17 protein-coding genes are annotated in these 12,786 nt (G+C 62.9%); 14 read left to right on the forward strand and 3 right to left on the reverse strand.

Annotated features, from left to right (window positions below; translation table 11 throughout):
• Positions 1–157 precede the first annotated feature (157 nt).
• From J2D77_RS17300 to J2D77_RS10895, 9 genes are all read left to right on the forward strand, one after another.
• Positions 158–364 (forward strand): transcriptional regulator domain-containing protein, encoded by a 207-nt coding sequence (locus J2D77_RS17300; protein ID WP_220556068.1) that lies wholly within the window; start codon positions 158–160, stop codon positions 362–364.
• Between the two features lie 58 nt (positions 365–422).
• Positions 423–944, forward strand: coding sequence for a DNA -binding domain-containing protein (locus J2D77_RS10860; RefSeq protein WP_331000102.1), 522 nt, complete (start codon positions 423–425; stop codon positions 942–944).
• Between the two features lie 96 nt (positions 945–1,040).
• Positions 1,041–1,337 carry a helix-turn-helix transcriptional regulator gene (locus J2D77_RS10865; RefSeq protein WP_012553482.1) on the forward strand — a complete coding sequence of 99 codons (297 nt, stop codon included), beginning with the start codon at positions 1,041–1,043 and terminating at the stop codon, positions 1,335–1,337.
• Positions 1,334–2,407 (forward strand): replication initiator protein A, encoded by a 1,074-nt coding sequence (locus tag J2D77_RS10870; protein ID WP_207846319.1) that lies wholly within the window; start codon positions 1,334–1,336, stop codon positions 2,405–2,407. The genes J2D77_RS10865 and J2D77_RS10870 overlap by 4 nt, the downstream gene beginning before the upstream one ends.
• On the forward strand, positions 2,404–2,892 hold the full coding sequence (locus J2D77_RS10875) for a DUF2840 domain-containing protein (protein WP_207846320.1): 489 nt from the start codon (positions 2,404–2,406) through the stop codon (positions 2,890–2,892). The genes J2D77_RS10870 and J2D77_RS10875 overlap by 4 nt, the downstream gene beginning before the upstream one ends.
• Positions 2,889–3,518, forward strand: coding sequence for a S26 family signal peptidase (locus tag J2D77_RS10880; protein WP_207846321.1), 630 nt, complete (start codon positions 2,889–2,891; stop codon positions 3,516–3,518). The genes J2D77_RS10875 and J2D77_RS10880 overlap by 4 nt, the downstream gene beginning before the upstream one ends.
• A gap of 58 nt (positions 3,519–3,576) precedes the next feature.
• Positions 3,577–3,918 carry a DUF736 domain-containing protein gene (locus J2D77_RS10885; RefSeq protein WP_207846322.1) on the forward strand — a complete coding sequence of 114 codons (342 nt, stop codon included), beginning with the start codon at positions 3,577–3,579 and terminating at the stop codon, positions 3,916–3,918.
• The gene (locus tag J2D77_RS10890; RefSeq protein ID WP_207846323.1) at positions 3,915–4,586 is read left to right on the forward strand and encodes a lytic transglycosylase domain-containing protein; all 672 of its coding nucleotides are present in this window, start codon (positions 3,915–3,917) and stop codon (positions 4,584–4,586) included. Before J2D77_RS10885 ends, J2D77_RS10890 begins: the two co-directional genes overlap by 4 nt.
• 193 nt (positions 4,587–4,779) lie before the next feature.
• On the forward strand, positions 4,780–6,519 hold the full coding sequence (locus J2D77_RS10895) for a relaxase/mobilization nuclease domain-containing protein (RefSeq protein WP_207846324.1): 1,740 nt from the start codon (positions 4,780–4,782) through the stop codon (positions 6,517–6,519).
• A gap of 23 nt (positions 6,520–6,542) precedes the next feature.
• Here J2D77_RS10895 and J2D77_RS10900 read toward each other — a convergent pair whose 3' ends face one another.
• From J2D77_RS10900 to J2D77_RS10910, 3 genes are all read right to left on the reverse strand, one after another.
• Positions 6,543–7,439, reverse strand: coding sequence for an abortive infection family protein (locus tag J2D77_RS10900; RefSeq protein ID WP_110914335.1), 897 nt, complete (start codon positions 7,437–7,439; stop codon positions 6,543–6,545).
• On the reverse strand, positions 7,436–8,098 hold the full coding sequence (locus J2D77_RS10905) for a hypothetical protein (RefSeq protein WP_048851030.1): 663 nt from the start codon (positions 8,096–8,098) through the stop codon (positions 7,436–7,438). Before J2D77_RS10905 ends, J2D77_RS10900 begins: the two co-directional genes overlap by 4 nt.
• A gap of 189 nt (positions 8,099–8,287) precedes the next feature.
• Positions 8,288–8,440 (reverse strand): hypothetical protein, encoded by a 153-nt coding sequence (locus tag J2D77_RS10910; protein WP_007396835.1) that lies wholly within the window; start codon positions 8,438–8,440, stop codon positions 8,288–8,290.
• A 172-nt stretch (positions 8,441–8,612) separates the two neighbouring features.
• Between J2D77_RS10910 and J2D77_RS10915 the strand changes: the two genes are divergently transcribed.
• The 5 genes from J2D77_RS10915 (at position 8,613) to J2D77_RS10935 (ending at position 12,785) form a co-directional block, all read left to right on the forward strand.
• Complete coding sequence (locus J2D77_RS10915) at positions 8,613–10,613, forward strand: conjugal transfer protein TraG (RefSeq protein WP_207846325.1); 2,001 nt, start codon at positions 8,613–8,615, stop codon at positions 10,611–10,613.
• 7 nt (positions 10,614–10,620) lie between these two features.
• Positions 10,621–11,052, forward strand: a complete 432-nt coding sequence (locus tag J2D77_RS10920) for a ribbon-helix-helix protein, CopG family (RefSeq protein WP_207846326.1) — start codon at positions 10,621–10,623, stop codon at positions 11,050–11,052.
• Between the two features lie 148 nt (positions 11,053–11,200).
• Positions 11,201–12,178, forward strand: coding sequence for a P-type conjugative transfer ATPase TrbB (gene trbB, locus J2D77_RS10925; protein WP_207846327.1), 978 nt, complete (start codon positions 11,201–11,203; stop codon positions 12,176–12,178).
• Entirely contained in the window at positions 12,175–12,507 is a 333-nt protein-coding gene (locus J2D77_RS10930) for a TrbC/VirB2 family protein (protein WP_207846328.1), read from the forward strand. Before trbB ends, J2D77_RS10930 begins: the two co-directional genes overlap by 4 nt.
• A complete protein-coding gene (locus J2D77_RS10935) occupies positions 12,507–12,785 on the forward strand; it encodes a VirB3 family type IV secretion system protein (protein WP_007396829.1) in 279 nt (92 codons plus the stop codon). The genes J2D77_RS10930 and J2D77_RS10935 overlap by 1 nt, the downstream gene beginning before the upstream one ends.
• Position 12,786 lies beyond the last annotated feature (1 nt).

A 12,786-nucleotide genomic window follows, 5' to 3' on the forward strand; every position in this document is an offset into this window, starting at 1 on the left:
CGTTTCCGGCCCGTCTGGCGTCAATATCCCCCCGATATAGAAATAATCCCGAACTTATAGGATATGTTCGGGATCACCTTCCTGAGTCTTGGGGACTACCCGTTCCGGTTCTGCACCGGATACTGGGTCGAATCCATGACATATCGGGGAGGGGGGTGTGCCGACAAATCGGCCGTGGGATGCTGTACCCTTTCGTCGCGCCTTCGCCGGGCTCGACCCTGCCGGTCTCGCCCAGGAATGGCTGCGGCATAATCCGGCCTATCGACACGATCATGCAGCAATAATTCGGATGGGCAAGGTTGACGCCGAGGCATGGCGCGCTTTTGCCCGTCGCTGGGGGTTGCGTTTTCCCTGTCGACCCTGATCTCCCTGCCTGGCTCGCCCCCGCGTTCTGGGATCCGGACATCGCGCCGGAGGTGGCCGTGCGTGGTGATGGGGGTGACATCCTGTCCCGCCTCGCGCCATACGCGCGGGCACGACATGACGGTCCCGATGGCATCCATCTCGTGCTGGACAGTGCGGCAGGCCCGCTGCGCATCGTCATTGTCGTCGATCGACAGCCCGACGCACCAGGAACCTGGTTCATCATCGATGACAGGCACCTCACGACCCGTCTGGCTTGCGTTGTGCGCTTCGGCCGCCTGCTTGCCGGTCAGACGCCCGGTCCTATTCCCTCTACGCTGCGCCTGAGTCCCCAGCAGAAACTGCGGCAGATTCGCATGCTCTGCATTGCCGAAGGCCGGCGCATGGGGGTGGCGGTCCGACGGATCGCGGCCGGCATCTACGGTGAGCATATCCTGCGCCTGTCCCGTAATGAATGGCGTGCCAGCTCATGGCACCGCGCCTTCTACCGCGATCTCGACAGTGCCGGTTTCTATCTGAACGGCGGCCATATCGCTCTCCTTCAGGGGCGGAAGCAGGGGGGTGACATTTTGGCGGCCTGAACTTTGTCATCCCTCCCCACAGCTCATTCTCCGGCAGCGTCCTCCCATGAGCCGCGACATCCCGCCAGCGGCCCGATACACCGGGAGAAAGACCCCATGCGTGTCCAGCCGACACTGCCACCGCGCTATCTGCGCACTCCGGACGCGGCCAATTTCGTTGGCCTGTCCATCCGCACCCTCGAAAAACACCGGAGTTGCGGTACCGGCCCGCTCTACCGCCAGCTTGGTGGCCGGATCGTCTATGCCGTGGAAGACCTCTGCGCCTGGGCCGACCTGAACGTCCGGCTGTCCACCGGGGATGGTGGCGGCATCCCGATGCCGTCCGATCCCCGCGCCTATATCATCCGCCTGCAGGCGAAGGCCCGCAAGGCGCAGCGGAGTGCCGGACGATGATGCCGGCCGCCGATAGCTGGCGTCAGCCCGACCGCCGCTTCATGGTCACGGGGTCGGCACGGCCCCGCGACATTCGTGATCTGATGGGGCGTCCGTTTTTCGCATTGGGAAAAACGCCGCGCCTTACCCCGATCGATTACCAGGCACGACATATCGCAGTCATGGTTCGGGCTGAAAATGCCGGTGGTATGGCGACCGTCTGGGACGTCGATGTTCTGATCTGGCTGACCGGGCAGATCGTCGATGCGCTGAACCATGGATTGTGGGTGTCACGCCATGTGCGCTTCACGCCCTGGCGTCTGTTTCAGGATCTGGGCTGGGCGACGGGCGCGCATGAGTATGATCGCCTCCATGGCGCGCTCGCGCGTCTGTCGGCGACAACAGTCATAACGAACATCCGCCAGGGCACTGACTGGAGGGAAAGACCGTTCACCTGGATCAGTGATGTCCGGATATCCCATGATGAGGGCGTGGCCCTGACGCTGCCGGACTGGCTGATGGAAGCCGCCTGCGATCGCTCACGCGTGCTGAGCGTTGATCCTGCTTATTTCTGCCTTCGTGGCGGTCTGGAGCGGTGGCTTTACCGCCTGGCGCGTCGGCATGCCGGGCGGCAGAAAGATGGATGGCGCTTCGATCTGGCGGAGTTGCACGCACGCTCAGGCAGTCTGACCCGGCGTCGCGATTTCATCGCGAAAATCCGCGCCATTGTCGTCAGCCAGATCATCCCCGGTTATGCGTTTCGCGTCATTTCTGGCGGAAAACTGGGGATTTTATGCGCTGTTCCAACGAGTCAATCCACCGATGGTATGGATAACGATGTGAAACATGTCGTTGGATCAACGGCGCATCATATCGTGGGAGCGGCGGCGGATTTATCGTGGGATCATTGGCGAAAATCGGCGCAACGTGTTGTTTTCAAAAGCGGAATCAGACCCGTAACTTATATAACTAATATAATAACTTATTATGTAGGGGATTTCGGTCTTTTCGCTCCCCTTCCGACAGCCCAGTCGGGGCATGGAGAAAAGGCTTGGGAAGCGGTCGCGGATCGTCTGGTCGGTGTCCCATGACCGCCCGCTCTTTCCGGTCGGACGACGCTGTGCTGACCACGGTCGAACTGACCTGGATCGAGAAGCGCATCGAACATTGGGTCCGCTTCGGTCACCCTGTCGAGGATCGCATTCTCGACCGTCGGCATAGGCTGATGAGCTTCTCGCCAGACAGCGTGTTCGCCTTCATCCGTTGGGCCGCGAACGATTTTGGTACGGTCGTGTCCTGCATCGACATCGTGCGCGCTGTTGGGGCTCAGGAAACCTGCCAGACGGTGCCCTTTGTGCGCCCCGGCGGCGAGAGCCTGCTGCGGCAGAGCGGCTGGCCGAAGGTAAGGCGCGTGCTGGAGGCCATCGACGGCGTGGAGGCGCTGGGAATTGATCCCGCCGCCGCCTGTCCCGATCACTGGCGACACCTGCATCACCGGCTCACGGCAGCGCAGGAGCCACGTCCCTATACGCGTGAACGGCACGAAGGATGGTTACGCCGGAGGGCCGCGTCATGACCCGGCGCGCATGGTTCTTCACCACGTATTTCGCCGTGCTCGGCGTGGGCGCCTCGCTGGCGTTTCATCCCGCGCCGCGCTGGGTCTGGAACGAGACGGCGAGCGTGCCGGTCGGGCTGTATCGCCTCCAGCCCACGGTTCCGGTCCGCGTCGGCGACATCGTCGCGCTCCGCCTGCCCGAGCGCGAGGCGACGCTGCTGGCGACACGCGGCTACCTGCCGTTCTGTGTGCCGCTGCTCAAGCCTGTGGCAGCACTGGCGGGGCAAAGTGTCTGCCGCATCGGCATCCACGTCACCATCGATGGTAAGGCGGCCGGTGACGCGAAACTCGTCGATCATCGGGGCCGCAAGCTGCCGGTCTGGCAGGGCTGCCAACGTCTCGAACCGGGGCAGGTTTTCGTCATGAACGCCGCTGTGCCAACCAGTCTGGACGGGCGGTATTTCGGTGTCCAGTCGATGGATACCGTCATCGGGCGTGCCGTGCCGGTTCATGTCCGCACGGGTGAGGCGGAGCAACCGCCCCCGCATTTCGATCTCCTCCCGGATCTGCGCGATCCGGTGCGGGAGCGGCCGCTTCTGGGACCGCCCATGATGCCCATGAAACAGAGCGAACCGCCGATCGAATGACGATCGTAAAGCACACGGATTTTCCATCATCCCTATCATTTCCGAAAGGATTTTTCTCATGAGTCAGATCGGATTTTTCACCCGCACCGCTGATGGTTTTGCCGGGCGTGTGCGCACCCTGTCTCTGGACGCCGAACTGACCTTCGTGCCAGCGGAAAACAATGGCACGGAGCATGCGCCGGATTATCGCATCCACTTTGGTGATGGAGAGTCCGGGCCAGAACTGGGCGCGGGATGGAAACGCACCGGGGAGCGTGCCGGCGAGTATGTGTCCGTCGTGCTCGATGATCCCAGTTTCACGCAGCCGATCCGGGCAACACTGTTTCAGGCCGGGCGCGGGGGACGTGAGTGGCAACTGGTGTGGCACCGCCCCGCAAAACGCCCGGGAGGTCGGGAATGAGGCGCCGGTTTTTCGTGTCCGCCGGCATGCTGGCCATGCTCTCGCTGACACTCTCGCCGGCCATCGTCTCGGCGCATGACTTCGATGACCTCGTGCGTCAGGCGGCGGAACGAAACGCGATCCCGTCAGCATGGGTGAGGGCCGTCCTCCATGCCGAAAGTGCCGGCGATCCGCATGCGGTTTCCGGTGCTGGTGCAATGGGTCTGATGCAGCTCATGCCGGGCACCTGGAAGGAGGTCCGACGCACGCTCAATCTGGGCGCCGATCCCTTCGATCCGCACGACAATATCGTGGCCGGAGCAGCCTATCTGCGATGGCTGCACGACCGCTATGGCGATGCGGGATTCCTTGCCGCCTACAACGCCGGTCCCGGTCGTTATGACGAGTATCTGGCGACCGGTCGGCCACTGCCAGGTGAGACGATTTCCTACGTGGAATTCGTCACACAGCTGATGAAAAACCGATCATCTGATCTCCATTTTCCCGTTTCTGTTTTGTCCTTTCCGGCTCGCTCCTGGGTGACGGCCGCGCTCTTCGTCTCTGGCTATCCCGATGCGTTTCGAGCACTCACTGCACGTCATGTCGCTGCTCCCGACAACCTCTTCGCAGGGCATGCCGGGGAGAGGTCCGGCATGGTCCCGCTGCGAGGATCGGATCAGGCCCAGTGAGGCGTGAGAACCCCGGAAAGCCAACAGAAAAGGGAGGGCTGGATAAAAGGCCGCACATCGCGGCTCGGTCGGGGTGGCTGTTTTCCGGGGTTTTTGAAGTCTTGTCGCGAGGTGCATGGATTTTCCGCACCTCGCGGCAAGGTATCATCTCTTTGATCCGGCGCGATCTTTCGCGCGGTGCAGGACATTTTTCATGAACGGAGACGAAGAATTCCGGGTTCGGCCGGGGCGCATCCGCTCCACCCGCGCCCGGCAGGCGCGGCCTTTCGTGACGCAGGTGCTGGCGTCCGTGCAGCGGGCCGGTGGCCGGGTGTCCCGCGCGGGGAAAATCAGTGCCGGGCGTCGCTCCAGTTTCGGGCGGGGCCGGGCCGCCGCTCATGCCGCCAATCGCCTGCTGTCCAGCCGTTCGCGGGGCGTCGTGATCAAGGCCCGTGTCGTACGGCACGCACCGCGCGCGACGCCGCTGGCAGCACACCTGCGGTATCTCCGTCGGGAGGGCGTGACGCGAGACGGGGAGGACGCGCGCCTGTTCGGCAAGGACAGCGACGATATCCGCGCCTCGGACTTCGCCGAACGCTGCGACGGCGATCGTCATCATTTCCGCTTCATCGTCTCGCCAGAGGATGCGCCGGAGATGTCGGACCTGCGGGCTTTTGCACGGGATCTGATGGGGCAGATGGAAACCGATCTTGACACGAAACTGGACTGGGCCGCTGTCGATCACTGGAACACGGCGCACCCCCATCTGCATGTCATCGTCCGGGGTGTGGCAGAGGATGGTTCCGACCTGGTGATCGCGCGTGATTATATCCGTGAAGGCATGCGTGCCCGGGCCCAGGATCTGGTGACGCTGGAACTCGGACCGCGCACGGATCATGATATCCACCAGGCGGTCGAGCGGCAGGTGAACGCCGACCGCTGGACTCAATTGGACCGTCAGCTTCAGAAGGACGCGGGGCAGGATGGCGTCATCGCTCTCGGGCGCGCGCCGGGCGAAACACTGGACGCCTTCGCGACGGTGAAACTGGGTCGCCTGCGCCGCCTGGAAACGATGGGGCTGGCGCATCGGGTCGGACCGGATCGCTGGCGGATGGACGAAAGTGCGGAGGCAACCCTGCGGGAGATCAGCGAGCGCAACGACATCATCAAACGGATCCACCGGGGGCTGGCGGAGCAGAAGATCGATCGTGCCGCGTCATCCTGGGTAATGGCCGCCGAGGATACCACCGATCCTGTCATCGGCCGGCTGGTCGATCGTGGCCTCGACGATGAGCTGCGCGGCACAGCTTATGCGGTCATCGACGGAATTGACGGACGCACGCATCATGTCCGCCTGCCGAACATCGAAGCCGCAGGTGATGGGGCAGTCGGTTCCATCGTGGAACTGCGACATTTCACCGACAAACGGGGACGTGACTGTGTCGCTCTGGCCGTGCGCTCGGACGTCACGCTGGAACGGCAGGTGATGGCGGATGGTGCCACCTGGCTCGATCGGCAGGCGACCGCGCGGGAGCCTCTTGCCCTGGCGTCCACCGGGTTCGGCGCCGATGTCAGAGAGGCGATGGAAAAGCGCACGGATCATCTGATGGAGCAGGGGCTGGCCAGTCGCGACGGCGGAAGCGTCCATTATGCCAGGAACCTGATCGCTACGCTGCGCCAGCGGGAACTGGAGACGCTGGGCCGGAGCCTCGCCAGGAAATCGGGGATGCCGTTCCGGCGGAGCGGGGAAGGCGATCCCGTCACGGGCACCTACCGCCAGCGTTTCAATCTGGCGTCGGGCCGGTTCGCCATGATCGACGACGGGCTGGGCTTCGAACTGGTGCCATGGTCGCCGTCGCTGGAAAAACAGCGCGGGCGGGAGGTGGCGGGCATCATGCGTGGCGATGGGGGGATTGACTGGTCGTTCGCGCGCAAGCGAGGACTCGGATTGTGATGGGCAAATCGGATGACTGATCTTCAGATTTGCTCAGCATGTTGGGGCAGGGCACGATGTTCCTGGCGTTCCCAGGTTTCGATCAGGAACAGTGCCAACGAACTCGCCGCATTGATGGCAAGCCGAGCAATCCGCGCGTCAATGCGCCGGAAACCTTTTTCGCGACCATGCGCATCTCCACCGTGCGTTCGTAATGCGCCAATGCCTTTGGCAACGGAGGTGAGACCACTGAGCGTCTGACGGATGTCCGCTTCTATTTCCGACGGGAGATCGGTACGCCCAGGAGATAGGCCAAGGGGTATCTGCACAGCGCGGATCAGCCCATCAATATCCTTTTTGGGCGGCAGTGGCAGGGCAAGTTCCACGAGGATCGAACGGCACACCGCCTCAATCAGGGAACAGGCCGCTGTAACCGCATCTTCCGGATCGCTTTCCAGATTGGGGAGAGCCCGTGCGATTTCCATCTGGACCGTGTCGAAATCCAGCGTGGCCACTTTCTTGATAAATGGTTCGACAATTCCGCCGGCTCCCTGACGCTCTGTCAGAACAGCCTTCCCGCCGACGATAACGACGGCCAACTGGTCAGCTCCAAGAGCCTTGTTGAGATGCTCGCGTACAGCGGTCGCTCTGTCAGGATGCTCCAGATAGGTGCGGGGGTCACAGACCTGTTCGATAATCCGGGTGAGATAGACCTCAGCGTTACCATCAGGGTGGTTGGCGACCCTGCGGAGGAAGTCAGTTGTGGCCGGAACGCGCGAACTCGCGCCAATACGCATGTCGAGGCCACAGTTGAGAAAGAACTGCTCGATTTGGGGGCCTGAGCGATAGACCCCGATTGGGGGTGTATTATCGTTTCCAGCACCACCCGTGATTGTGTCGACCAAGGCTTTGATGACAAACGGAGAGAACTTGTTGGTCATGGCTTCATCGCGAGCAGGGTGAGAACGGTCTGCTTTCGGTCCATCCAGGCGGCGGCCACCTGACTGCGCCATGCGATCATGTCATGGATCCGTTGATAATCATCGGCGATATTGCGAGTGAAGATTGGTTCGTGATGCGCGATCCGGTTCCTCAGACGTCGAATGATCTGGAGGTCCGCATAGGCCGCTGCCCGCAATTGCGGTATCGTTTGTCCTGATGGGGCTCCGGGGAAACAGTTACGCAAATGTGTGTTCCAGATGCGACTGTCCTGACCAGCAGTGAAAATGTTCTCCCAGAATGCAAACTTTAATTCGGCTATAATTTTGCCGGTGGTAGGCAGTATCGCGGCGCGAGCTTGAAGATCGATCGCCGGGTTATATCGTGCCCGCCCCTTCGGGCGAGGCAGGCTTCGGATGAAACCATTGTTCCATGGCCAGTTGGCACCATGGACGTGCTCAATCGCTTCAGCGATGCCATTGCGGACAGCAACCTCGCAGACCTGAAGCGGGATGATCAGCGCCGATGAAACGTCGAGATTCCACTCATAAAGCGCGAGAGCCTTTTCCCGGTCGTTGCCCATGGCTTGCAGGTATGTTGCAAAGCGTGGTGCGGAAATGACGACGGGCAGATCCTGTATCTCGGCCGGGGAGAAAGGCAATGAGGAGTTCCTGTAGGCACGATATTGACGGTGGCATCAGAGCCACGATATAAGAACGCAGCGGCTTTGAGAACGCGGGCTTATGCCCCCCCTCATCGTCCAAGGATATATTAAGGCCCGCCGAAAGGCGGGCCTTTTTCTTTATATTGCCCGTCAAGCGCCTTGGCCAGAGTGACTATGGCGGGCAGTTCAAAGCGTTGGAAATTCATCGCTCAGGAAGCCGTGCCCTGTGTGCAATGCGTTCACCGCATCAATCACATGGTCGAGCTTCCGCTGTTCCTCCGTGCATTGCTGATCGACGGTATCGTCAGACGGGGGGAAGAGGGGCGATGATCCGGTCATGGCTCGACTCCTTCCGGGGTTATTCTGCGCATGATGTGCGGGTTTGGCTGTAGTCCGCAACGTGCAAGTATTTCTTCGCTCCTGCCCGCTCCTGTACGACGGCCTCCAGTTCGCGCTTGCTTCCCGGAAAATCCCGGTTCTTCGCTGTCTCCCATGACAAGGGGAGGGATCGATGGACCAGCCGGGAACACGTATCCAGTGGGGACAGGCGCTCGTGGTCCTGTCCATGATCGTGCTGTCCTGGTGGACGGCCACTCAATGGACGGCCTGGGAACTGGCGTTCCAACCGGAACTCGGTCAACCGTGGTTCACGGTTCTGCATCGTTGGCCGGTCTACGCTCCGCCGCTTTTTTTCTGGTGGTGGTACGAGTTCGACGCCTACGCGCCGGCGGTCTTCGCGCGCGGCGCTTGGATCGCGGGCTCGGGCGGGGTGCTGGCTTTTGCGGCGGCGGTGGCGCTGTCCGTCCACCGCGCCCGCGAGGCGAAGCGCGCCGCGACCTATGGCTCCGCCCGCTGGGCCGAGGACGAGGAAATCCGCGCGGCCGGGTTGCTGGGCGAGGACGGCGTGGTGCTGGGGAAATACCGCCGGGCCTATCTCCGACACGATGGTCCCGAGCACGTCCTGACTTTCGCGCCGACGCGCACCGGCAAGGGTGTGGGCATGGTGATCCCCACGCTCCTGACCTGGCCGGGTTCGGCCATCATCCATGACATCAAGGGCGAGAACTGGCAGATTACCGCCGGTTTCCGTGCAACCTTCGGGCGGGTGCTGCTGTTCGACCCCACCAATCCGGTGTCCTCGGTCTACAACCCGCTGCTGGAGGTCCGGCGCGGGGCGTCGGAGGTTCGCGACGTGCAGAACATCGCCGACATCCTGGTCGATCCCGAAGGCTCGCTGGAGCGGCGCAACCATTGGGAAAAGACCTCCCACGCCCTGCTGGTCGGCGCGATCCTGCATGTGCTCTATGCCGAGGACGACAAGACGCTCGCCGGGGTGGCGAAATTCCTCTCCGACCCGAAGCGGTCGATCGAGGCGACCCTGTCCGCCATGATGCGGACATCGCATCTTGGGGAGGCGGGGCCACACCCCGTCGTGGCGTCGGCGGCGCGGGAATTGCTGAACAAGTCGGACAATGAGCGCTCCGGCGTGCTCTCGACCGCCATGTCGTTTCTCGGCCTCTACCGCGATCCGGTGGTGGCCACCGTGACCAGTCGTTGCGAATGGCGGATCGGCGATCTGCTGGAGGGCGACCAGCCTGTCTCCCTGTATTTCGTCATCCCGCCCTCGGATATCAGCCGCACCAAGCCACTGATCCGCCTGATCCTCAACCAGATTGGGCGGCGGTTGACGGAGGATCTGTCCGGTCGGGAGGGGCGGCGTCGCCTGCTGCTGATGCTCGACGAGTTTCCCGCCCTTGGACGTCTGGATTTCTTCGAGAGCGCGCTGGCCTTTATGGCGGGCTACGGGATTAAGGCATTCCTGATCGCGCAATCCCTCAACCAGATCGATAAGGCGTACGGTCAGAACAACAGCATTCTGGACAATTGTCATGTCCGGGTCAGTTTCGCCACCAACGATGAGCGCACCGCGAAGCGCGTGTCCGACGGTCTGGGTGTGGCCACCGAGATCCGGTCGCAGAAGAACTATGCCGGGCATCGGCTGTCGCCCTGGCTCGGACATCTCATGGTTTCACGGCAGGAAAGCGCGCGGCCCCTGATGACGGTGGGTGAGGTGATGCAGCTTCCGGCACGGGAGGAAGTGGTCATGGTGGCGGGATGTCCGCCGATCCGTGCGCGGAAGGCGCGGTATTTCCGGGATCGCCGTTTCGTCGAGCGCATCCTGCCGTCGCCCGATCCGGCGCAACTGCCACGGCCGGTCCGGCCTGATGACTGGAGTGGTCGTCCGTCTCCTGCCACCTCGCCACCGGAGCAGACGACGTCATCGGCAGCACCCGAACATCCTGACGATGCCAATAGTGATGAATCCCTCGGCACGGGACGGAAATGGTCGCGCGAGCATGATCCGGCGGAGGTGGGCAAGCACGGGCAACGCACAGTTCCCGATCTGTTTGGCGAGGAACCACCACCGGATCCGGAAGCACGAGACCGCGCCGACCTGACGCGGATTGCCCGGCAGGCCGGGCTCGACCGTGGCAACGATCTCGGGCTGTGAGGGCGTGATGAGGACATCCCCCAAGAAGGCGCGGCTGTCGGTCTATCTGGAACCGAAGCTGCTGGACGCCCTGACAGCCCATGCGGCGCGGCGCGATCTGTCCCTTTCCCTGGTGGCGGAAGCCGCCATCGCATCCTTCCTGTCGCCCGATGCCGATGAGCGGCGGGAGGCGGCAATGAGCCGCAGGCTGGACCGCCTTGACCGGCAGGTTGCCCGCATGGAGCGGGATCTCGGGATCAGCCTTGAGACGCTGGCTCTGTTTATCCGCTACTGGATGACGGTCAGCCCGGCCTTGCCGGAACCAGCGGCCGCTGCGGCACGGGCACAAGGGGCGGAACGGTATGAGGCGTTCGTGGCTGCCCTTGGCCGACGACTCAGCCGGGGGCCACTTTTCCGGCATGAAATCCCGGAGGATGTACCTCCCACATCGGAATCATGATGTCCGCAGCCAGCAAGTAAAAACCGCATCCGTTACGATCCTGTACGATCGCAGGAAAATGCTGTTGAAAACGGGAGAAAACAACACTCTCTAATGATCCCCGTCGTCGTCCGGAGAGGCCGGATGACCCAAACGGACGGGGATTCCCATGGCGGTTACACCGATTGAAAATGGTGCCCGACAACGTGGGATTTCCATGCTGCGTACGGCGATGGGACCGGCGATTGCAGCGCACATGGCAAATCCGGCCGTCGTCGAGGTCATGCTCAACCCCGATGGGCGGCTGTGGATCGACCGGCTGTCCGAGGGCCTGTCCGACACGGGCGACACTGTCACGCCCGCCGACGCCGAGCGCATCGTGCGTCTGGTCGCCCACCATGTCGGAGCCGAGGTGCATGACGGTGCGCCGCGTGTCTCGGCCGAACTCCCGACCGGTGAGCGGTTTGAGGGACTGCTGCCACCTGTGGTGACGGCTCCGTGCTTCGCGATCCGCAAGCCCGCCGTCGCGGTGTTCACCCTCGACGACTATGTCGAGGCCGGGATCATGACTGAGGGGCAAGCACATTTCCTGCGCCAGGCCGTTGCCGAGAGAAAGAACATCCTGGTCGCTGGCGGCACGTCCACCGGCAAGACCACGCTGGTCAACGCCCTGCTGGCCGAGGTCGCGAAAACCGACGACCGGGTCGTGCTGATCGAAGATACGCGCGAACTGCAATGTGCTGCGCCCAACCTTGTCTCGCTCCGTACGCGCGACGGCATCGTGACCCTGTCCGAACTGGTGCGCTCGGCCCTGCGCCTGCGGCCTGATCGTATCCCGATTGGTGAGGTGCGCGGTCCCGAGGCACTGGATCTGCTCAAGGCATGGGGCACAGGCCATCCCGGCGGCATCGGCACGCTGCATGCGGGCACCGCCATAGGTGCCCTGCACCGCATGGAGCAACTGATCCAGGAGATCGTCGTCACCGTACCCCGCGCGCTGATTGCAGAGACGATCGACGTGATCGCCGTCCTGTCTGGACGGGGCGTGCAGCGCCGGTTGTCCGAACTCGCCACGGTGGATGGGCTTGATCCCGCCACAGGCGCCTATCGCATCCATCCCTTCCAGCATCCGGGAGAACCTCAATGACCCATGCCATAATCCGCGTGCGTCGGCACGCGCCTGTCCTTTCCGCCATGCTGCTGCTGTCTATCGCATGGTGTTCCTCGGCCCTGGCGTCCGGGTCGGACATGCCGTGGGAGGAACCGCTCAACCAGATTCTGGAATCGGTGCAGGGACCGGTGGCGCGCATCGTGTCGGTGATCATCATCACCGTGACCGGCCTGACCCTGGCCTTTGGCGAAACATCCGGCGGCTTCCGTCGCCTGATCCAGATCGTCTTCGGCCTGTCCATCGCTTTTGCGGCCAGCTCGTTCTTTCTGTCGTTCTTCTCCTTCTCGGGTGGAGCACTGATCTGATGGCCGCCGGATATGACGATGACGCGGTGCCGGGTTTTCATGTCCCGGTGCATCGCTCCCTGACCGATCCGATCCTGCTGGGTGGCGCACCCCGTACGCTGGCGATCGCCAACGGTACGCTGGGGGCTGCGATCTCGCTGGGGCTGCGGCTCTGGCTGGTTGGAGCCGTGTTCTGGATCGTCGGGCACGGGCTCGCGGTCTGGGGTGCCAAACGCGATCCGCAGTTCGTCGAGGTGGGACGGCGACATCTCCGTTACCCCGCCTGGCTGCGGTCATAGG

Origin of the sequence: Acetobacter garciniae (assembly GCF_017377735.1) — a bacterium.
GTDB classification, from domain to species: Bacteria; Pseudomonadota; Alphaproteobacteria; order Acetobacterales; family Acetobacteraceae; genus Acetobacter; species Acetobacter garciniae.